The 17,502-nt window shown below is 54.2% G+C and carries 25 protein-coding genes; 8 read left to right on the top strand and 17 right to left on the bottom strand.

The window, feature by feature from the left end:
- Positions 1–39 precede the first annotated feature (39 nt).
- A complete protein-coding gene (locus RAC89_RS13725; protein ID WP_306614126.1) occupies positions 40–861 on the bottom strand; it encodes a glycosyltransferase family 2 protein in 822 nt (273 codons plus the stop codon).
- Positions 862–978: 117 nt separating this feature from the next.
- A complete protein-coding gene (locus RAC89_RS13720) occupies positions 979–1,221 on the bottom strand; it encodes a TfoX/Sxy family DNA transformation protein (protein ID WP_306614125.1) in 243 nt (80 codons plus the stop codon).
- A 184-nt stretch (positions 1,222–1,405) separates the two neighbouring features.
- Here RAC89_RS13720 and RAC89_RS13715 point away from each other — a divergent pair, with 184 nt between their 5' ends.
- Positions 1,406–1,609 carry a hypothetical protein gene (locus tag RAC89_RS13715; protein ID WP_306614124.1) on the top strand — a complete coding sequence of 68 codons (204 nt, stop codon included), beginning with the start codon at positions 1,406–1,408 and terminating at the stop codon, positions 1,607–1,609.
- A 77-nt stretch (positions 1,610–1,686) separates the two neighbouring features.
- Positions 1,687–2,112, top strand: a complete 426-nt coding sequence (locus tag RAC89_RS13710) for a hypothetical protein (RefSeq protein WP_306614123.1) — start codon at positions 1,687–1,689, stop codon at positions 2,110–2,112.
- Positions 2,113–2,130: 18 nt separating this feature from the next.
- Here RAC89_RS13710 and RAC89_RS13705 read toward each other — a convergent pair whose 3' ends face one another.
- From RAC89_RS13705 to RAC89_RS13685, 5 genes are all read right to left on the bottom strand, one after another.
- Entirely contained in the window at positions 2,131–2,802 is a 672-nt protein-coding gene (locus RAC89_RS13705; protein ID WP_306614122.1) for a GNAT family N-acetyltransferase, read from the bottom strand.
- Between the two features lie 115 nt (positions 2,803–2,917).
- The gene (locus tag RAC89_RS13700) at positions 2,918–3,769 is read right to left on the bottom strand and encodes an HAD family hydrolase (RefSeq protein ID WP_306614120.1); all 852 of its coding nucleotides are present in this window, start codon (positions 3,767–3,769) and stop codon (positions 2,918–2,920) included.
- A gap of 162 nt (positions 3,770–3,931) precedes the next feature.
- Entirely contained in the window at positions 3,932–4,954 is a 1,023-nt protein-coding gene (locus RAC89_RS13695) for a stalk domain-containing protein (protein ID WP_306614118.1), read from the bottom strand.
- A gap of 86 nt (positions 4,955–5,040) precedes the next feature.
- Positions 5,041–5,625, bottom strand: coding sequence for a uracil-DNA glycosylase (locus RAC89_RS13690; protein ID WP_306614116.1), 585 nt, complete (start codon positions 5,623–5,625; stop codon positions 5,041–5,043).
- Complete coding sequence (locus tag RAC89_RS13685) at positions 5,609–6,085, bottom strand: DUF2243 domain-containing protein (RefSeq protein ID WP_306614115.1); 477 nt, start codon at positions 6,083–6,085, stop codon at positions 5,609–5,611. The genes RAC89_RS13690 and RAC89_RS13685 overlap by 17 nt, the downstream gene beginning before the upstream one ends.
- A 108-nt stretch (positions 6,086–6,193) precedes the next feature.
- Between RAC89_RS13685 and RAC89_RS13680 the strand changes: the two genes are divergently transcribed.
- The 3 genes from RAC89_RS13680 to RAC89_RS13670 all read left to right on the top strand — a co-directional run bounded on the left by RAC89_RS13680 (position 6,194) and on the right by RAC89_RS13670 (position 8,513).
- Positions 6,194–7,459 carry an erythromycin esterase family protein gene (locus RAC89_RS13680; RefSeq protein WP_306614113.1) on the top strand — a complete coding sequence of 422 codons (1,266 nt, stop codon included), beginning with the start codon at positions 6,194–6,196 and terminating at the stop codon, positions 7,457–7,459.
- A gap of 122 nt (positions 7,460–7,581) precedes the next feature.
- Positions 7,582–8,031, top strand: coding sequence for a DnaJ family domain-containing protein (locus RAC89_RS13675; protein ID WP_306614111.1), 450 nt, complete (start codon positions 7,582–7,584; stop codon positions 8,029–8,031).
- An 83-nt stretch (positions 8,032–8,114) separates the two neighbouring features.
- Positions 8,115–8,513: a VOC family protein gene (locus tag RAC89_RS13670; protein WP_306614110.1), complete on the top strand. Its 399-nt coding sequence runs from the start codon at positions 8,115–8,117 to the stop codon at positions 8,511–8,513.
- Positions 8,514–8,574: 61 nt separating this feature from the next.
- Here the strand turns inward: RAC89_RS13670 and RAC89_RS13665 are convergent, their stop codons facing one another.
- From RAC89_RS13665 to RAC89_RS13655, 3 genes are all read right to left on the bottom strand, one after another.
- The gene (locus RAC89_RS13665; RefSeq protein WP_306614108.1) at positions 8,575–9,192 is read right to left on the bottom strand and encodes a nitroreductase family protein; all 618 of its coding nucleotides are present in this window, start codon (positions 9,190–9,192) and stop codon (positions 8,575–8,577) included.
- Positions 9,193–9,321: 129 nt separating this feature from the next.
- Positions 9,322–10,785 (bottom strand): sensor histidine kinase, encoded by a 1,464-nt coding sequence (locus tag RAC89_RS13660; RefSeq protein ID WP_306614106.1) that lies wholly within the window; start codon positions 10,783–10,785, stop codon positions 9,322–9,324.
- Positions 10,786–10,854: 69 nt separating this feature from the next.
- Positions 10,855–11,058, bottom strand: coding sequence for a YwbE family protein (locus RAC89_RS13655; RefSeq protein WP_306614105.1), 204 nt, complete (start codon positions 11,056–11,058; stop codon positions 10,855–10,857).
- Positions 11,059–11,208: 150 nt separating this feature from the next.
- Here RAC89_RS13655 and RAC89_RS13650 point away from each other — a divergent pair, with 150 nt between their 5' ends.
- Positions 11,209–11,886, top strand: a complete 678-nt coding sequence (locus RAC89_RS13650) for a response regulator transcription factor (protein WP_306614103.1) — start codon at positions 11,209–11,211, stop codon at positions 11,884–11,886.
- Between the two features lie 103 nt (positions 11,887–11,989).
- Positions 11,990–12,190: a protein YhfH gene (yhfH, locus tag RAC89_RS13645; RefSeq protein ID WP_306614102.1), complete on the top strand. Its 201-nt coding sequence runs from the start codon at positions 11,990–11,992 to the stop codon at positions 12,188–12,190.
- Between the two features lie 65 nt (positions 12,191–12,255).
- Here yhfH and RAC89_RS13640 read toward each other — a convergent pair whose 3' ends face one another.
- The 5 genes from RAC89_RS13640 to RAC89_RS13620 form a co-directional block, all read right to left on the bottom strand.
- Complete coding sequence (locus RAC89_RS13640; protein WP_306614101.1) at positions 12,256–13,455, bottom strand: MGDG synthase family glycosyltransferase; 1,200 nt, start codon at positions 13,453–13,455, stop codon at positions 12,256–12,258.
- 265 nt (positions 13,456–13,720) lie between these two features.
- Complete coding sequence (locus tag RAC89_RS13635) at positions 13,721–13,885, bottom strand: hypothetical protein (protein ID WP_284643594.1); 165 nt, start codon at positions 13,883–13,885, stop codon at positions 13,721–13,723.
- Between the two features lie 77 nt (positions 13,886–13,962).
- A complete protein-coding gene (locus RAC89_RS13630) occupies positions 13,963–14,415 on the bottom strand; it encodes a hypothetical protein (protein ID WP_306614100.1) in 453 nt (150 codons plus the stop codon).
- Between the two features lie 80 nt (positions 14,416–14,495).
- Entirely contained in the window at positions 14,496–15,269 is a 774-nt protein-coding gene (locus tag RAC89_RS13625) for a Na-translocating system protein MpsC family protein (RefSeq protein ID WP_306614099.1), read from the bottom strand.
- A gap of 164 nt (positions 15,270–15,433) precedes the next feature.
- Positions 15,434–16,126, bottom strand: a complete 693-nt coding sequence (locus RAC89_RS13620; protein ID WP_306614098.1) for a Na-translocating system protein MpsC family protein — start codon at positions 16,124–16,126, stop codon at positions 15,434–15,436.
- Positions 16,127–16,256: 130 nt separating this feature from the next.
- Between RAC89_RS13620 and RAC89_RS13615 the strand changes: the two genes are divergently transcribed.
- On the top strand, positions 16,257–16,433 hold the full coding sequence (locus RAC89_RS13615) for a hypothetical protein (RefSeq protein WP_306614097.1): 177 nt from the start codon (positions 16,257–16,259) through the stop codon (positions 16,431–16,433).
- On the opposite strand, the gene RAC89_RS13610 is transcribed toward RAC89_RS13615, so the two are convergent.
- Together RAC89_RS13610 and RAC89_RS13605 are read right to left on the bottom strand one after the other, a co-directional pair.
- Complete coding sequence (locus tag RAC89_RS13610; protein WP_306614096.1) at positions 16,418–17,242, bottom strand: serine/threonine protein kinase; 825 nt, start codon at positions 17,240–17,242, stop codon at positions 16,418–16,420. The two genes, RAC89_RS13615 and RAC89_RS13610, sit on opposite strands and share 16 nt — an antisense overlap.
- 86 nt (positions 17,243–17,328) lie before the next feature.
- Positions 17,329–17,502: a hypothetical protein gene (locus RAC89_RS13605; protein ID WP_284643582.1), complete on the bottom strand. Its 174-nt coding sequence runs from the start codon at positions 17,500–17,502 to the stop codon at positions 17,329–17,331.

The raw sequence follows: 17,502 nt of genomic DNA, 5'->3' as shown, positions 1-17,502 counted from the left end.
ACTGCTGCCTCCTTTGTCCAAAATCTATGCGTAGAGCCTTCATGCTTGCCTCACCCTTCGGGAGATGACAGGCTCCCCGTCCCATAACACTTGTGTCTGCGCCCGGCGGCTCATCACTTCCGGCTCTTCCAGCAGAACGAAGAAGTTCTTCGTGGGCAAATAGCCGAGTCCATGCTTGGCCGACAGCTTATCGAGGTAAGGGCGCATGTCCTCGTGGTTCCCCGACATGTTGTCTCCTGCCTCAGAGAAAGCGTACAAAGCACTGGCGACCGGCACCCGTTTAACCCGAAACCGTTCTACCGCCCGCAGGAAAAAATCCCAATCCCAATAATGATACATCTCCGTATCGAACGGACCCAGCGCCTCATACACGGAGCGACGGAACAAGCAGCCCGACGATACGAAGGTAGAGAACTTGCGCATCGCCTCCACATCGTGCTCGTAGGCAAAGACGAATCGTTTCGTTGCGCGGCGGGCCCGATTCTCGACGGTATAATCGAAGATCTCCACATCCGAGTACACCAGGTCGGCATCGGCCAGCTCCGCCACCATCCGCTCTACATGCATAGGGAGGAGCAAATCGTCGTCGTCGCAAAGCATGATCAGCTCGCCCCGGACCAGCTCCAGTCCCCGGTTACGGGCAAAGACGTGCTTTTGATTCGCAGGCATGGTTACGATAGTGATGTCCAGCTCAGGATAAAGCTCCTTGACTTCCTCCACCGGCTCTCCGGCGTCGTTCACCACGATGATCTGCAAATGCTTGTACGTCTGACGAGCCAGTGATTCAAGGAGCTCGCACAGGAAATCCGGCCGGTTATAAGTAGGAATGATTACAGAAATTAACGGTTGGTATTCACTCATGGATCAGCTCAAGCTCCTTCATGGTTACTCCGTGCGCACCCATAGCTGCTACCCACCACTATACCGAAAAAATGCGAAAAGGGAAACCTTGCGCCGTCTCCTTTTCATTGGTAAGTGCTAAGCCTCCTCGGCTTCCCGCCTCACCTTCTCCTTGATATCCATCGGCAGCTCCAGCCAGTGTAAATCCCAGAGCGCCGCCTCAAGCGCATAGAGCGCGTTCAAGCTGATCTTCCCTGCACGGTGCTCCTTCAGGCGGCGATAGACCTCGACCGAGCCCCATTTCGCCAGGTCCTCATACGCTTGAATACCGACCTCGCGGAGCCAGTCTTCCGTTTTCGGGCCTATATTCCGAATCCCCATTTCCTTCTTGCTCCTTTTCCCTCCACTCATCCTTCCGCTCCCCTCCGTCCCAATCTATCATACAATAAAACAAGGACAATTCCTGTCACCTTTCCTGCTTGCCTTCCGTGCTAAAGAGGATTTCCCCGCTTTCGTGTGGAAGCTTTATCCAACAGGAAAACGAAAGGGGAGTCTCGCCTATATCATGGCTTGGACAACGATATTTGAGAACGAGCAATTGACCGTTGTCGTAGACGACGAGAAAAGCAACATTATGGTGGAGTTGAGCAGCGGCGGTTATCGCCCGAGGTTCGTCACGGCCCACTGGTCCGCGGAAGAGGCCCAAGCTGTCATTGATGCGCTCCGGAAGGCAGTAGCAGCCGTGCGAAAAGACGATTCTCCGCTTTAGGCGGCTGTGCTACAATAAAGTTATCAACCGAATCGAACACAAGAGCATACCAAGTAATCTCGAAGGAGGTATTCGCCATGCCACAGCAAAAAAAGGGTCAAATCGATACGGGTGCCGGCACGAATCCGGTAACGGAAGCGCCGGCTCCGTCCGTGATCGAAGAGAAGCAGGCCCCGAAGCGCAGACGACCGGCTAAAGCCGCCCCGCCGGTTCCCGCTGCAGAGCCCGTTGCCGATGATTCCGGTGTCGTTGCAGAGCCCGTCGCTGCAGAGCCCCAAGAAGAGCCGCTGATTTCCCTTCTTGAGGTCGGCCTCAAGAAGAAGGAGCGCAGCGAGACGCATGACAAGGACCGCGTTTACATCCGCAAGGACCTCAAGGCTCGGCTGGACGCCGTTGCGGAAGGGCGCGGGAAAGGCTTCAAAACGCTGCTGCTCAACTACGGGCTTGAGAAAGCGCTGGAAGAGCTGGAAAGCGCAGAAGCGAAAACAAAAGAGGAGGCGTAATCACGCCTCCCCCTCCTCTTAGATCGCCAGCAAAGGAACCGATTCTCTTTGCTTCAGCCCTTCTACCATCTCATGCCACAGCTTCGGCTTATCCGGCAGCACGGCATAATACGTTTCCAGGAACTTAACGACCAGCGCCGCCGGCACCGCCGACATTTCCGCCCTGATCGGCATGAAGCATAGGTCCAAGCCCTGAACCGCCTCCCCATCCTGCTGCCAGGACGGATGCACGTAGTCCACATCCAGCTTTAAGTAGCCAAGGTGTGCCAGAACCTCACGCCGTACATAAGGGTTCATCGATTTCACCCCGCCGAACTCCAGCGCATCCACCAGATAGGGATTGTAGATTTCGGCGAACATCCCTTGAAGCCGGCCTCCTGCAGCAGCCACAACCGCCTGCAGATCCTTCATCCGCTCCTTCGCCAGGAAAGGTCCGATACCAAGGCCATCACGTCCGATGATGGTAAAATCAGTCATGGCCACCTGCATGTCCTCATAGTAGCGGTACTCCGTTGCCCCCGCCACTTGTCCGTCCCGGACGGCCACGAATACGCGGATGCCCGGATCCTGAAGCGGTCCCGCCCAATCCTCGAAAGCCAGCACCTCTTCCGGAGGAAACACCGTTTGCATCAGCTCATGCATTTGTTTAAAGTAAGGATCGCCAATATCCGTAATCCGATGATAGATCATGAATTCGTTCAACCTCCAGCCCGTTTCGAATAATAAGATCTGCCCCGCAGAACATCCCTCTTATTATAACGGACTTCACCAGCTTTATCCAAATCCCACGTTCTCTTATCGTACCTTATGATGCGGCTGCAGCCATCCCGGCCTCATGGAGCTGTCCGAGAAATTGCGTCAATTCATCCACTCCGGTTATCGTCACATCCCAGACCTCCGGGTCGCTCGATGGGTAAGGCGCGATCCATGCCGTTCGTCCTCCGAGCTTACGGATCGGATGCAGGTCATTCCAAGCATGATCCCCGATGGACAGGATTTGATAAGGGGCCGCCACCCCTTGCCGCACCAGCTCACGTACGAACAGTTCGATTCCCTCGGGCTTGTCGGCTGCATAATGAATCCGATCGAATAATTCCTCGCAGCCCAGCGCACGGATAAATTCCTCGCCAGTATCCCTCGGAGAATTGGTCAGCAGTACTTTGGCCCTCAGCTTGGTTAAGCCACGAATCGCTTCGATCAGCTCAGGATGCTTGACCCGTCCGCAGGCGCCGGCGAGCATCTCTTCTCTGACCCGGTAAAACGCGTCCCGCTTCCGTTCCTCACGGATCTGAAGGCGGCTTGCCATAACGCCCGTTACGCTCCAGGCATCTCCCGCATAGATCAGATCCTTTCTCGAGCCCTCCAGGGCATGGAGATCCAGCTCGACCGGTGTGCCCGACCAATCGAAGGCGACAGCCCGCTGCTCCTGGAGCAAGCGCATCCACACCTTCCGGCCCGGATGATACCAGTCGCCGATTCGGCACCTGTGCTGTCCTGACAGGATCCGGCCAACTTCCTCCGTAACGTCAGCCAATGCTCCTTCGTACTCTGTCTCCCGCAGCAGATGGCCCAAGTACCGCTTGTAGAAGGTATCATCCTGATATAACGTGCCATCCAGGTCGAACAAAACTACCTTGATATCCTGAAGCCAATCCATACCCGATGCCTCCTGCTTAAGTGATGGTACTCCTTTGAAGACCATGGTACCATGCCATTGTCAGAAGGGTATTAACAGAAGGTTAAGCTTTTATGGAGGCAAGCTCTGTAACGTCAAAAAAGGACCCGCACCTCCGTGCGGATCCCGATAGTTCCCCATCCTTTATTTCAGCGGCTGCTTGCGGCTCTGCTCCGCCATTACGTTCTCCTTGTAGTCATACACCTTCTGCTTCACCGGACGGTAGCTCTGGTCTTCTCCAAGCCAGTACACGTTCTCCAGCAGCGCAAGAGTATCCGGATGTCCGATGCCGATCACCCGTTGCTGCGTTACGATCTCCTTACGGCCATCCTTGTCGTCATCGGTAATCTTATAGAAGCTGACCGGATCCACCCACACATGAAGCTTCTCCAGCATCGGCTCCAGCTCTTTCTTCGGGATGCCCTTGTATTTCTCAAGGCTCTGAGGAATGACCGCCTTAAGACCGGTTTCCTTATCCGTGAACTCTACCTCCAAATTCCCCAAATAACGAACCCCGTACCTTGCCTCCATGCGTTCGAGACCGTCGAAGCGGAACGGATCGGATACGGCGAAGATCGCCCTCCAGAGCACGCTCGGCTCGTAAACGGTTAATCCGATCGCCCCGGCTGTCCCCGTATTATACCGATACACAAGCAGCTCCGGCTTGCCGTCGCCCGTCAGGTCATTCGTCTCCATATGGGCAACCGGTCCGTACATGCCGTCCTCCGGCTGGGTCAAGAACGCCCGCAGCCCGCCGTCCACCAGAATGCGCCAAGCGAAGGGCGCTCCTTCCTCGCTGACGTCTGCTACCAGCTCTACAATTTCCTTCGTTCCGTCGAGGTCCAAGTCGACCTCCAGTGTTTCCAGCGGCTGCACCTTCAATGCCTTCGCGGAAGTGCTGGCGGGGGTCTCCGCCCGTACCATCACCGTCTTGGTCTCTTCTTCATAGCTTACCTTGGAGCCCAAGGCTTCTGCCACAAAGCGGAGCGGCACATAGACGGAGCCGTTGTAGTTCAAGACCGGATTCCCATCGGCCGGCTGTTTCTCCACCCCGTTGATCTGCAGCTTCGCCGGAAACAAAAACGCCTGAATCGTATCGCTTGCCGCGGCTACGGTCGTCAGCGACAGCAGCGTTCCGCACAGGAAGCTGATTACTGTTTTTCTCATCGTCCCGATCACCTCTGTTGTCATAAATGGACTCTAGCTGCTTAGACGCGAAATCCGAGACAAGGTTGCATTCTTTTGGAAAATTTTTATAACTCGTGCAGCGTCTCCGCCAGCAGCCTCCAGTCCTCTAGGAAGAGCCGCAGCAGATTCGGCCTCCGCCTCACGGCAAGCGGATGGTAGGAGACGACGACAGACCAGCCTTCCATTTGATGCACCCTGCCTCTTAAGTTCTTCACTTCAGCCTCCGGGTTCCCGAAGAACGATTGCACCACCACATTGCCGAGGCAGAACAGGAGCTTAGGTCTTTGCAGCGCCAGCTGGGCGGTCAAATGCCCGGAGCAAGCGGATCGGGCCAGCTCCTTATCGTATGCCCGCTTCGGTCGGCACTTCAGCAAATACGTTACGTACAGGTCCTCTTCGCTGAGCCCCGTCTCATAGGCCGCCTGCTGCAGCGCTTGCCTGGTGCCGCAGACGAAAGCATTCCCCTCCCGATCCTCCCGGTCGCCGGGATTGTCGAGCAGCACGAGAATCGGTGCCTTCGGATTGCCTTCGCCCCAGATGACGCGGCTTCGCTGGCCGGCCAGCTCGCACGCCATACAGTTTACCGCATGCTCCGGCGCCGGCTCCTCCCGCCACACCCTGGGGGCAAAATCCTCATGATCTCGCAGCATGAGAAACCGAGCGCCCTCCCGGAGAGCACATTTTCCAGCCGACGAAGGCAAGCACCAACCCGGACGCCAGGTAGGCCAAATCGTACCACAGCTCATAAGGATCTCCCGGCTTCACATGATGCAGCTGCAGCAAATGATGGTTGATAAGCCCCTCCGCCAGATTAAAGACGCCGCCCCCTACCCATATACTGCCCCAAAATACAGCAGAGCGTCCTGATAATTGGTCTTCCTGAGCATGGCGAAACAGTCTGATCGCCCCCCACAGCATCAAAGCGCTAACGACGGCGTGAAAAACACCATCGGAGATCAGCTCCACCCGCGAATCAGGATGATGCACAACATGATGCCACTGCAGCAGCTGGTGAAACATGATCCCGTCAAAGGCTCCTAACAATCCTAATCCCAAGACAAAACCTGCGCTAAACAAGTTTTTCTCGGCAAGCGTCATGTGCAAATTCATCCCCCCCTACTTTCCAATGATATCCATGTCGGATTATTACTCATTATCCACCGATTCCGCGCATACTAAACTCATTCCAAGTTACCTTTAAAGGAGTCTGCAGTCCTTATGAACACGAAGCAAATTATCGAAGAGATTCAAGATCATGCGACGGCGCTCCGTTCTTCGGAGGACCTTGACCGGATTGTGGACGCCATCGGCGACGCCCATTATGTGCTGCTCGGCGAGGCCTCCCACGGCACATCCGAATTTTATCAGTACCGGGCTGAGCTGACCCGTCGTCTCATCGAGCGCAAAGGGTTCCGCGTCATCGCCGTAGAGGGCGATTGGCCGTCTTGCTTCAGCGTCAACCGCTACGTGAAGGGGCTGCCCGGCGCAGCCGCTTCCGCAGAGGAGGCGCTGCGCGACTTCAACCGTTGGCCGACCTGGATGTGGGCCAACCGTGAAATACAAGACCTCACCGAATGGCTCCGCACCTACAATGACGGACAGGAGCTTCCGAACCGTGTCGGCTTCTATGGCATTGATGTCTACAGCTTGTGGGAATCGATGGATGATATCCTGAACTATATGCAGCAAACAGGCTCTCCCCATCTGGACACCGCCCGCGAGGCGTTCGCTTGCTTCGAGCCGTTCGGCCGCGACGGGCAGTCGTACGGCCTGTCCGCCTCCCTGTTCAATGAAGGCTGTGTGGACGAAGTGATTCGGCTGCTTACCAAGCTTCGCACGGACGCCCACCGCTCCGATGATCCTGAGGAAGCAGCCCTTGCGGCGGAGATCAACGGCCTCGTGACGGTTCATGCGGAGGAATATTACCGGAGCATGATTACCGGGGACGCCGAGTCCTGGAACATCCGCGACCGCCACATGGTCGAAGCGCTGAACCGGATCGTCCGGTTCCACGGACCGGAAACGAAAGCGATTGTATGGGAGCACAACACCCATATCGGAGATGCGAGGGCGACGGACATGGCACGGGACGGCATGGTCAACGTCGGCCAGCTGCTTCGTGAGCAGCAGCCACCGGGCGATGTATACGCGGTGGGATTCGGAACGCACCGCGGTACGGTTATCGCCGCCACCTCCTGGGGCGCCCCGCTGGAGGTCATGGAGGTTCCGCAAGGGCGCAGGAACAGCTGGGAGGACCTTATGCATCAGGCGGGCGCTCATGATCAGATCCTGATCTTCGGAAAGGAAGGGCAGGATTCGTTCAAGCAGGTGATCGGTCACCGGGCGATCGGGGTCGTTTACCATCCGCAATACGAGCGCGGCAACTATGTGCCGACCGTACTGCCGGAGCGGTATGATGCTTTTATTCATGTGGATGAGACCACAGCCTTAGCTCCGCTCTCAGTTGAACCCGTATACGTATAATAAATCAGCCGGTTGGGGTCATGCAGGGGGGAATCACACTTTGCTGCCCTTGACCGGCTTCTTGCTTTCTATTACGCTGGGGATACTTATGTGAAATTCGTTTCGGAGAGGAGACGATTCTTGTGAGTCATGAGGAAGAACCCCGGCAGCGGCCGCTGATCCCGCTTCCGAAGGAAACCTTCGAGGATACGGATGTGATGCTGGCGGCGGAGCGGCAGCAGCGGCAGTGGGTGGACGAAGCCTACGAGGACTTTGTGAAAAAAGGCGGGCTTGAATCCTTGGCCGGCTACGGCAAGCCTTTGGAGGTGCCTACGGGAGATATCTTAACGACGCTGCTCAAACAAGCCAACGTTCCACCTCCCTTCATCATGCTGCGCAGGGAGATTCAAGCAAACACAGTAGAAGCACTTAAGCTTCTGGAACGGGAACCGGAAAGCCCTAAGCTGGGAGAGCTGATGGAGGACATCAACCGCCAGATTGCCGAGCTGAATCATCAGGCGCCCAGTCTGTCACTCCACCGTAAGAAGGTGAACCGCGCCAACCTCCGGGAGCAGTATGAGAGATGGAAATAGAGCAATCCGTAAGAAACGGGATGGCCTCCTGAAAGCTATAATTAGTCTATAGCAACTATACACCTTCTAAGGAGCTGAGACTTATGGCCAAATTAACACCGTATTTTTTTTCAGAGGATGCACGTTCGCAAGCGGATTTTTATGTATCGGCGCTCGGAGGGGAGATCAACAGCATCATGACCTTCGGAGAAACTCCAAACTGCCCCGACGCGATGAAGGATAAGGTCATGCACCTGTGCATGACGGTGGCGGGGGTGACCTTCTTCATGTCCGATTCGGTCCAAGGCCCCCTGCAGCAAGGGAATAACCTGGATTTGAACCTGGAGTATGCCACGGTTGAAGAAGCTCGTGCCGCCTTCGATAGGCTGTCGGCCGGAGGCAAGGTAGTTGCGCCGCTGAAGAAGGAATTCTGGGGCTCCTGGTTCAGCAAGCTGGAGGACAAATACGGGATCGGCTGGATGATCACGACAGCTGGAGAATAAGTCCTGGACATGACAAAGCCCTGCTTCGCGGCACATTGCCGAAGCAGGGCTTTGGTCTTTATTAGAAGCGCTCGCGGATGACGATCTTATCCAGAGGGAATCGTTCCGTTGCACGGCCAGGCGTTTGCGCCTTACCGATCGGAAGCAGCATCACCGGAATATAACGCTCGGGAATACCGAATTCCTTCACTACGCCAGCCGGGTCGAAGCCGCCCATCGGTACGGAATCATAACCTTTCGCCTTGGCGGCAAGCATCAGCTGCATAGCGCCGAGAGAAGCGTTGCGGATGGCTTCGTCACGGGCAACTTGCGGATTGCTTGCGTAAGCGCCGTTGATCTGCTGAACCATGCGCTCTTTGATTTCCGCAGGGGCACCGGCAAATACCTCTTCAGCTACCAGGTTCGCCTGCAGGTCGCCAAGCACGATGACAACAACGGAAGCATCTACTACCTGCTGCTGGCCAAAGCTTAACGGTAGCAGCTTCTCCTTGTTAGCTTGATCCTGAACGACAAGATAACGCCAATGCTGCAAATTCCATGAGGAAGGCGCAAGGCCTGCCAGTTCGAAAAGCTCATTCAGTTCGGCTTCCGGAATAGTAACACCCTTCTGATATTGGCGCACCGAATGACGCTCGCGAATGACTTGCACTCCAGACAATTGTTCCGTTGTATGTTCCATCGTATGGTTTTCACTCCTAATTAACTATTTATTTTACATTAAATACTATATCATAACCTACTTACTTTTGTTAAGTAAAAAATTCGTTAAGTTTGACACTCTTTTTAGCATACCTTACGCGTCAGGACGTTACACCTTCATAAATATATCCTGTTCCCCCTCACGCTCCAGAGCTGCGTCATCTATCGGCAGCAGCAGCGTGAAGCGACTACCTTCCCCCAGCTTGCTTTCAACGGTTAGAGCCCCACCTAGGAGCACGGCTAGCTGCCTGCTGATGGACAATCCTAAACCCGTTCCTCCATACTGCTTATGGATGGACCCATCCCCTTGCTGAAACGCATGGAAAATAAGCATCTGCTTATCTTCTGCGATGCCGATTCCCGTGTCTATGACACTAATGGCCAGCCATTCCTTCTTACCGTTTTCCAGCTCATCAGGGGCAGTCTTCATCCGCTTCAGCTCTAGAGTTACTTTCCCCTCATGGGTAAACTTAAACGCATTAGACAGAAGGTTTTTTAAAATTTGATGCACCCTCATCCCATCGGTTCGAAGCAGCTCCGGAAGACCCGGCTCCATGTGGATCTCAAACGCAACGCCCTTCTGCTGCGCAATCATCAGAAATTGATGATACAAAATTTGCGGAATTTCCTGAACGCTTATAATCTCGTCCAGGATGTCCATTTTGCCCGCCTCGACCTTGGACAGGTCCAAAATATCGTTAATCAGCTGAAGCAGCTCTTTTCCCGAGGAATGCATCATTTGAACGTATTGCCGATCCTCTTCGGACAGGTGACCCGGGACCTCAGAGCGATCAAGCATCAGCTGGGATAATAAAATAATGCTGTTCAGCGGCGTTTTCAGCTCATGGGACATGTTTGCCAGAAACTCCGACTTATATTGGGAAGCCTGCTCCAGCTGCTTCGCCTTATCCTCAAGCGCCGACTTGGTATGAAGCAGCGCCACCGCTTGCTGCTCCAGCAGATCGTTCGTCCTGCGAAGCTCCAGCATACGCTGCATTTCCACATAAAAGTCACGCAGAAAAAACATAAACAGACAGCTCAGAGCCAAGCTGAGCGGCAGCGTCTTCGGTACAATCGTCAGCAGGTAGGTCGGCAAATCCAGAACACCGAAGATGCTGATATTCACTACATTAACCACGTTCATAACGATGATGGCAGTTCCGACCTTCCGCCAGAATGGGTCGGGCTTACGTTGGTACCAGGCATTCAAGGCCGCCGCGAGGATCCCAAGCAGCGTCAGGTTAATAAATCCCGCCATCGCGGCTTCATTCATACCCAAGGTAAATCGCGCCAAGCCGATACCGATCCCAATCAGCGCAGGGAAAAGCGGATTTGTGTATACGAAGATGGCGGTAATCAACGGGACAATCCGCAAATCGAAGAGCACGTTCTCTCCGATCTGCAATCCGAATACCATCGTCAGCCAGCCGGCAAATATAAACATAACCACCGACGCAGCGAATTTCACCCTGCGGGGAGCGCTGCTGAGTATGTATTTATAGCCTACGTTCATTAAATAAGCCAGTGAGATCAGCAGGCTGATATTCATAAAAAACACTTTGGAAAAAGGCATAAGGATCCCCCGGTGGAAAACATAAAGTGTGTATCATTATGTAATATACGGAATGCGGCCTACTTATGCCTAGCGCAAAATTTGTTTTACCCTTCCGACCTGTCCGTCCGTCAGTCTCACTTTGATTCCATGAGGATGCGTCGGCGACTTGGTGAGGATATCCTTCACTATTCCTTTGGTCAGCTTGCCGGTCCGCTGATCCTGTTTAAGCACAATCTGGACTTCCAGTCCCGGCGTAATTTCATTGCGATTGTTTCCTTGTAATTCCGTCATGATCGTTCCATCGCTTTCTTTTGATTTTTTATTCCAGAAGGAAGTGGGACACCCGTCATGTTTATTTTAACAGAAAATGAAGAAGTTCGCCTTTTCCTGCCATTTGCCGATAAGGTACTATAGAATAGGAGAAGAAACGGAGGGATCCATGTGAATGACAGTCCGATTACAATTGTGATCGCGGACGACCAGACCCTCATGCGGGACGGACTTCAGACGATCCTGAGCCTGGAGGAAGACATGAACGTAGTAGGCACGGCGGACAACGGGCTGCAGGCATATGAGGTCGTAGGAAGGCTTCGTCCCCGGGTCGTGCTGATGGATATCCAAATGCCGGTCATGAACGGCATCGAAAGTGCGAAGCTGATTAAAAAGGACTATCCCGATACAACCGTACTCATCCTTACTACATTCATAGAGGACGATTATATCATCGACGGGCTGATGAGCGGCGCCTCCGGCTTCCTGCTTAAGGATATGCCGGGGGATAAGCTGACTCACTCGATACGGGACAGTATACGGGGACAGCTCATGATGCCGGCTGCGGTCGCATCCCGACTGGCTGCCCGGCTGACGCAATCCGCGAACGGCGGCATGGCCGACTGGGGTGCTCAACGCCTGAAAGCAGAGGGCATTGCTTTCACGGAACGGGAGAAGAGCATTATTGCCCTGATGCTGGAAGGCAAGACGAACCGGCAAATTGCAGGCACGCTTTACATGAGCGAAGGGACCGTGAAAAATTACGTCAGCACGATTTACAGCAAGATTGGCACTAACGATCGTACCAAGGCGATTCTAATGCTTCAGGAGCTGCTGAAGGATGGGTAAAAAAGCGCTTACAATTCTACCGCTTTCCGTGTATAATTAGACTATTCAGACAACTTAACGCCAAAGGCGGCTGGAAAGCCGCCGGAGCAGGAGGAATGATGGTATGCTAAAGAATACAAGCGAGTTCTATGCATCCTTACCCGCCAAATGCTGTGACCGTTGTGGTGAAGTGTTGGAGGAGATGGCCGATTGCTACCGCTGCACTTGTACGAAATGCACGGGGGAAACCTTCTATCCTCTCAGTCCGTTGTCCGCCGCTCCTGTATCGCCCGTACCTCCTGTCTCCAAGCTAAACGGCTCTTGAACAAAAAACACGCTTACTGCTGATCCTGTTCCCAGGCGGCTGTAAGCGTGTTTTGATTTTCCGGCTCATACGAAGGCAGGTATTCGGCCCGTTCGGGCGGTAACGGAAGCGCGCTGGACCTTGCCGATCTGTTCGATCGCCCGTCTTGCCGATTGCCGGCTTCCACAGGCATCCGCACAGCGGCGCATAGCCGCGAGCCTTTGCGGGTCCCGAAGCAGCTCCAGCAGCTGCTCGTCCAGCCCGCGGTCCGCCGCAGCTCGAACGGCCGCCCCCGTCTGCTCCAGGAAGCGGGCATTATCCTCCTCCTGCCCCGGAATCGGCTTCGTCAGCAGCATCGGCAGCTTCATGGCCAGCGCCTCCGCTGTCGTCAAGCCGCCGGGCTTTGTGACGAGCACATCCGACACCGCCATCCACTGGTGGATATCCGTCACGAAGCCGAGCACACGGACGCGATCCCCGATCCGCAGCAGCTGAACCTCCTCCTCCAGCTGCTTACGATACGACTCGTTTCGTCCGCACACCATCACGAGCCTTAGAGCCGCCTCTCGTTTCGCCGCAAGCAGCAGCTGTTCCCGCACCAGGTCGCCCAGCAAGCCGCACCCGCCTCCCATCACCAGAGCAACACGGGCATCCGAGTGGAGGCCGAAGGCTGCCCGCAGCCCTTCCCGGTCCGGTACCGCGCAAAAGCGCTGGCGCAGCGGAATGCCGGTTACCGTTACATGGGAAGGCTCGATCCCCAGCCGGACTAGGGCGGACTTCACTTGAGGAGAGCCCACCAGATAGGCATCCGTATGCGGGTGAATCCACAGGCTGTGATCCGTATGATCCGTTATTACCGTAATGAGCGGAAGCCCGCAAAGTCCCTTGTCCTTCAGAAGAGAAACCGCCGCCGCCGCCAAAGGAAAGGTACATACAATTTCATCGGTCTGCAGCGCTCCAAGCTTCGCCGCCATTTTCTGAAGCCCAAGCCACAGGAAAGACCGAAGCGGCAAGGAAACGGCTTCCGCCCTTCGCGTTTTTTGATACAAATATCCATAAACAGCCGGCGCCTTCTCTACTCCCTTCACGAAGCAGTATTTCACCAGCGTATGTACATAGGGGTACATCCATTCCATCGAGTCGACAATTTGCACGTTTACCTCAGGGCGATACTTTCGAAACCCTTCGGCAAGTGCTTCCGCAGCCTGACGATGTCCGTCGCCTAGGCTGCCCGACAGGATCAGCACATTCCGTTTTCCTCTGCCCCCAGCAAACCCGTTTTCCATCCGATCCGCTCCTCGTCCCTTGGTTCCGTTACACCCATTGTATAGGACAAAACTGAACTTTTTTCAGTCGAAGGCCTTAACATTTTCTTAAATTTGCCGCAAGTCCTTTAATAAAGCACTTACCCGTTATGCCGCCCTTATAAACAGACAGCCTGTCTATAACTGCTACACAGTATACTATGCTTTGTCTCTTGAGTATAGGCATACAAATACAAAAGCACGCCCTCTCCCCCGGAGCCGAGCGTGCATTTGCCTGCCGCAGGAGTTACTTCTCCTCGTCCTGCTTCTCAATATGCCCTTTGATGGCCGCTATGGCATCTTCCTCCGGGCTGTGAATCGCATTCGTTCCATCCTCCACAATACGCGAGCGGTCATACTTCTCATTGCTATTGGTAACAAAGGCGTCGTTATCGTTACGCTGCTGGGCCATGAGCTTGTCTCCTTCCTTTCGGGGTTCCTGAAGGTACCCGATATATAGACTTACATAAACGGGTACCGATTATTCCTTCAGACCAAAATGTCGATCAGCTGATCCAGCACCTTACCTGCATAGACGACGCGTTCCAGAATAAGCTTTCGCTCCTCCTTCTTCAAGCCGCCGCAGGCGGACAGCTCCCGTTTCAGCAAGACTAAAGTCCTCTGCAAGGTGTAGCCCCTCTGCGTGCTGCGGAACCGGCTGATAAACAGATCCTCTTCTCCCGATACCGCCATCTCCAGCTCGCGCAGCTGCCTTATCGACGCATCAGCTGACATAACAAGCTCCTCGGAAGGAATGTCCTTCGTCAGCTTCTTCACCTCAAGCAGCGCTCGGCCGATTTCCGTATAGGCCGCCGGAGCGAGTTCATCGTACAGTTGCAGGCGGTTCACAAGATCCAGAAGATCCATAGAAAAAGCCGCGGCAGACTCCGTTCCTAAAGCCCTCAACTGCTCGCTTAAAGGGGACATACGATTACGGTTCATGATGTATTACTTCCTCCTGTTGATGTAAAAATGAAAAAAACCGAAATGGAAAGCGAACTGCGTCCGCTTTCCATTTCGGTTTATGACTGGCTCATGTCAACCATGTCCAGCACATTGCCACCGGGTGGATGTTTTGGATTCAAAACGAAAACCATCATGCTCTTGTCCAGCTGATAGTTCCAATCGACAAAGGAGTCGATGACTCTTTTTTGAAGAAGCGATTCAAACGCACTGTTATTGTGCATGTAGCCCTTCTCCAGATATCGCTTCACCGTCCGAAGTAAATCTCCGTGTCCCAGCCGAATGAGCTCCTTCTCAATTCGCACCAGAATCCCGTTGCGCAGCACGACAAGCGTTCTGGGATTGATTTCGCAGGAGTAGATTTCCTCCGGCGCCTTCTGGGCCTGCTGGCTGATCTTTACAACCTCAACCTCCAGACCTTCCTTGCCTTCGTACTGCTCGATCGGCGGGGGCGTGTCGGGAAATGGCTCCGAGGTCATTCCCATTATCATGCCCGAGCGATTATTTAAATTCCAATCGTAATAAAATTCCCTCGGCTTTACTCCCGTTACGATACTCATATACGTGCTAATCTCGGGAATGATGTTATCCATCAGCTTATCCCGCATCTGATGAATGATCCTGTCATGATCCTGATCCAGCAGTACCCGTTCGGAGGGAGAGAGGAAATTCCGCAAATAAATCGTAAAGAAGGTTTGTCCCAAGGAAACATAGACTGACTCCGGGCCTTTGCCGAAGGTATCCCGCAGCAGCTTGCCCGTATAGCTGGCAATCAATTGCTGGGCCTGCTGGGCCGATGAGCCCGTCGTCCCTTGATTTGTCAACTCCTGCATGGTCGCTCCCCCGCCTGATGATTTTCCAAGAAAAGGCATCCTATCCCTTTCTCTATAATGAACCGCGGGCAAACGAATATAGCTCTTATTATATAAAGGAGCCGCCTTTCCTGTAAACCGTTCAGCCCGCCTTAACGGCCAGTAAATTGCAGGCAGCTCTCGTCCTACTTCAGGACAATGCACATCAAGCTCTGATCTTCCTTAAGCAGCCAATCCACGAAAATATCCTTCATTTCCCGGCCGAACAGCTCCTGCAAGCTGCCGTCGCGGCGAAAATACGTTTTCTCCAGCTCATCCTTGGTAACCAGAAGCTCCGCCTCAAACCCTTTCTTGATCAAAGCTTTCTCAAGCGTAATCAGAATACCTGTACGTATGATTACATAGACATCGGGATGCAAACGGTACGTTTCGATCCGCTCGGGTACCTTCTGTACCAGTGAACTGATTCTGGCCACTTCCAGCTCCAAAGCCCCCTGGCCTGCTCCCTCGACCATTGCCGGTGCCTCTAAGGGAGGCGCAATCTCCTGATGGAATACGGCCGCCATCATCCCATGATTAGAGCTATAGTTCCAGTCATGGTAACAATGGACAACGTCCCTTTCCAGCGTCACCTGGATGACGCCACGAAGCTCCTCCAGAAGGGTAGAGACGATCTTCGTCCGGGCAACGTCAACTGTGTCCTCATGTCCTTGCCGCAGCAGCACTTCCTCCATGGGAGACAAAAAATGCTGTATGTATAAAATGAGGAATCGATCTCCGGCATAAGCGAAGATTTGATCCGGTCCGCGCCCGAATTTCTGCCGCAGCAGCTTTCCGGCATAGCTGCTGATATGCTGTAACCGCTCTTTACCAAACATACCAATTCGCCCCCTCCTACCAGCTTTCCCAAGGTTATCCTCTGCTATGCGAAGCAGCTTTCCTGAAACCTCAGGAGCGTCAAACCGTACATATAATGTAAATCCAGTTCGAATCGGAGGAGGCCACGTTATGATCAAGCATCTGCTCAGAAAGTTACTATCCTCTCTGCTTCACTCCAAGCAAGGGCATTATCAGCACAAGCCGATGTACAAAAAGCACTCGTCTTCCGACGTGCATAAGAGCTACGGCTACCGTCAAGGACACCGTCATTACAAAAACAAGTACGGCCGTTATTCCAGCTCCTGAATCGATTGCCTCAGGTCCTGAAGAAGCGTCTTGTCACAATCATAGGGAGCATCTCTTTGGAGGAGCTTGCGCAGCAAGGACGTCGTTCCTGCCGAGAGCGCAAGCTCCTTTTCCCAATCGTCTCCCTCCGAAGCGCTCTCCTGTGTATCCGAATCCGCGCTGGGGTAGGAGGAATACAGCAGGTACAGCAGAAAATGGCCTAACGCGTAGTAGTCGCTCGAAAGCGTCGGAGTCCGGCGTCGCACGAGCTCCTCGTCCATCCCTCGCTCCGGCACGAAATGCGCACCGATCCGCTTCGCCAGTCCGAAATCGATCAGATGCAGATCGTTTCCCTTCCAAATCACATTGGGAATGCGGATATCCAAATGAACGAACCCTTGGCCATGTACATAAGCTACTATGTCCATCAGCTCCCGAAGGACTTGCAGAGACGTCCGCTCCGTAAAGTTGAGGCCCCGCTCGAAAATCAGATCCTCTACCGTATCCCCTTCTACGTACTCCATGATGAGATAGACATGCTTCCCTGCCGCGACCGTCCCGACAAGCTTAGGGATACGCGGGTGGTTCATAAGCGCCATAACCTCCGCCTCCCGCTGAAGCAGCTCCGCTCCCAGCCTCCCCTTGCTCGGTTTCGCCTGCTTCACGACGGCCTGCTCCCCAGTGGTTCTATGCTCGCACAGATACGTCAGCCCGTAGCTGCCCGCACCTAGAAACCGCACGATTCGGTACTCTCCTCCGGCGAGCCTGCTTCCTTCCCGACGCGGATAATCGATCCAGCTCTCATACGCTTTACGCAAGTAGTCCCGCATACCTGTCTCACCTCTCTTCCCCCCATCGTAGCACAAAAAAGCACTGACCCTCTACCAAGGTCAGTGCCCGTTCCTGTAGCATTCACTTACGATTCGATGATCTCATCCAGCTCCGAATCCTGTTCGTTCGCCGCAGCCAGAATTTCCTGATCCGTTTCGTTCTGCCCCTGAATCTCCGCGGCCGCTTGCGCCTGCTGATTCAGCTGCTCTTCTGCCTGCCCGATGCCGTGTGCTCCCTGATGATTTCTGCTCGATGCCAT

Origin of the sequence: Paenibacillus sp. GD4, assembly GCF_030846225.1 — a bacterium.
GTDB classification, from domain to species: Bacteria; Bacillota; Bacilli; order Paenibacillales; family NBRC-103111; genus Paenibacillus_G; species Paenibacillus_G silviterrae.
Note: the sequence above shows the minus strand (reverse complement) of the source record. Positions and strands in the feature narration are given on the sequence as shown.

Bases quoted from the DNA above. Each gene is read 5' to 3' on its own strand.
- RAC89_RS13630 (WP_306614100.1), bottom strand. From the start codon at position 14,415: ATGAACCGTAATCGTATGTCCCCTTTAAGCGAGCAGTTGAGGGCTTTA.
- RAC89_RS13660 (WP_306614106.1), bottom strand. From the start codon at position 10,785: ATGCCTTTTTCCAAAGTGTTTTTTATGAATATCAGCCTGCTGATCTCA.
- RAC89_RS13690 (WP_306614116.1), bottom strand. From the start codon at position 5,625: ATGCTGCGAGATCATGAGGATTTTGCCCCCAGGGTGTGGCGGGAGGAG.
- RAC89_RS13700 (WP_306614120.1), bottom strand. From the start codon at position 3,769: ATGGATTGGCTTCAGGATATCAAGGTAGTTTTGTTCGACCTGGATGGC.
- RAC89_RS13605 (WP_284643582.1), bottom strand. From the start codon at position 17,502: ATGGCATCGAGCAGAAATCATCAGGGAGCACACGGCATCGGGCAGGCA.
- RAC89_RS13680 (WP_306614113.1), top strand. From the start codon at position 6,194: ATGAACACGAAGCAAATTATCGAAGAGATTCAAGATCATGCGACGGCG.
- RAC89_RS13720 (WP_306614125.1), bottom strand. From the start codon at position 1,221: ATGGGGATTCGGAATATAGGCCCGAAAACGGAAGACTGGCTCCGCGAG.
- RAC89_RS13615 (WP_306614097.1), top strand. From the start codon at position 16,257: ATGATCAAGCATCTGCTCAGAAAGTTACTATCCTCTCTGCTTCACTCC.
- RAC89_RS13640 (WP_306614101.1), bottom strand. From the start codon at position 13,455: ATGGAAAACGGGTTTGCTGGGGGCAGAGGAAAACGGAATGTGCTGATC.
- RAC89_RS13715 (WP_306614124.1), top strand. From the start codon at position 1,406: ATGGCTTGGACAACGATATTTGAGAACGAGCAATTGACCGTTGTCGTA.
- RAC89_RS13685 (WP_306614115.1), bottom strand. From the start codon at position 6,085: ATGAATTTGCACATGACGCTTGCCGAGAAAAACTTGTTTAGCGCAGGT.
- RAC89_RS13695 (WP_306614118.1), bottom strand. From the start codon at position 4,954: ATGAGAAAAACAGTAATCAGCTTCCTGTGCGGAACGCTGCTGTCGCTG.
- RAC89_RS13725 (WP_306614126.1), bottom strand. From the start codon at position 861: ATGAGTGAATACCAACCGTTAATTTCTGTAATCATTCCTACTTATAAC.
- RAC89_RS13620 (WP_306614098.1), bottom strand. From the start codon at position 16,126: ATGTTTGGTAAAGAGCGGTTACAGCATATCAGCAGCTATGCCGGAAAG.
- RAC89_RS13655 (WP_306614105.1), bottom strand. From the start codon at position 11,058: ATGACGGAATTACAAGGAAACAATCGCAATGAAATTACGCCGGGACTG.
- RAC89_RS13665 (WP_306614108.1), bottom strand. From the start codon at position 9,192: ATGGAACATACAACGGAACAATTGTCTGGAGTGCAAGTCATTCGCGAG.
- RAC89_RS13710 (WP_306614123.1), top strand. From the start codon at position 1,687: ATGCCACAGCAAAAAAAGGGTCAAATCGATACGGGTGCCGGCACGAAT.
- RAC89_RS13610 (WP_306614096.1), bottom strand. From the start codon at position 17,242: ATGCGGGACTACTTGCGTAAAGCGTATGAGAGCTGGATCGATTATCCG.
- RAC89_RS13705 (WP_306614122.1), bottom strand. From the start codon at position 2,802: ATGATCTATCATCGGATTACGGATATTGGCGATCCTTACTTTAAACAA.
- RAC89_RS13625 (WP_306614099.1), bottom strand. From the start codon at position 15,269: ATGCAGGAGTTGACAAATCAAGGGACGACGGGCTCATCGGCCCAGCAG.
- RAC89_RS13635 (WP_284643594.1), bottom strand. From the start codon at position 13,885: ATGGCCCAGCAGCGTAACGATAACGACGCCTTTGTTACCAATAGCAAT.
- RAC89_RS13670 (WP_306614110.1), top strand. From the start codon at position 8,115: ATGGCCAAATTAACACCGTATTTTTTTTCAGAGGATGCACGTTCGCAA.
- yhfH (WP_306614102.1), top strand. From the start codon at position 11,990: ATGCTAAAGAATACAAGCGAGTTCTATGCATCCTTACCCGCCAAATGC.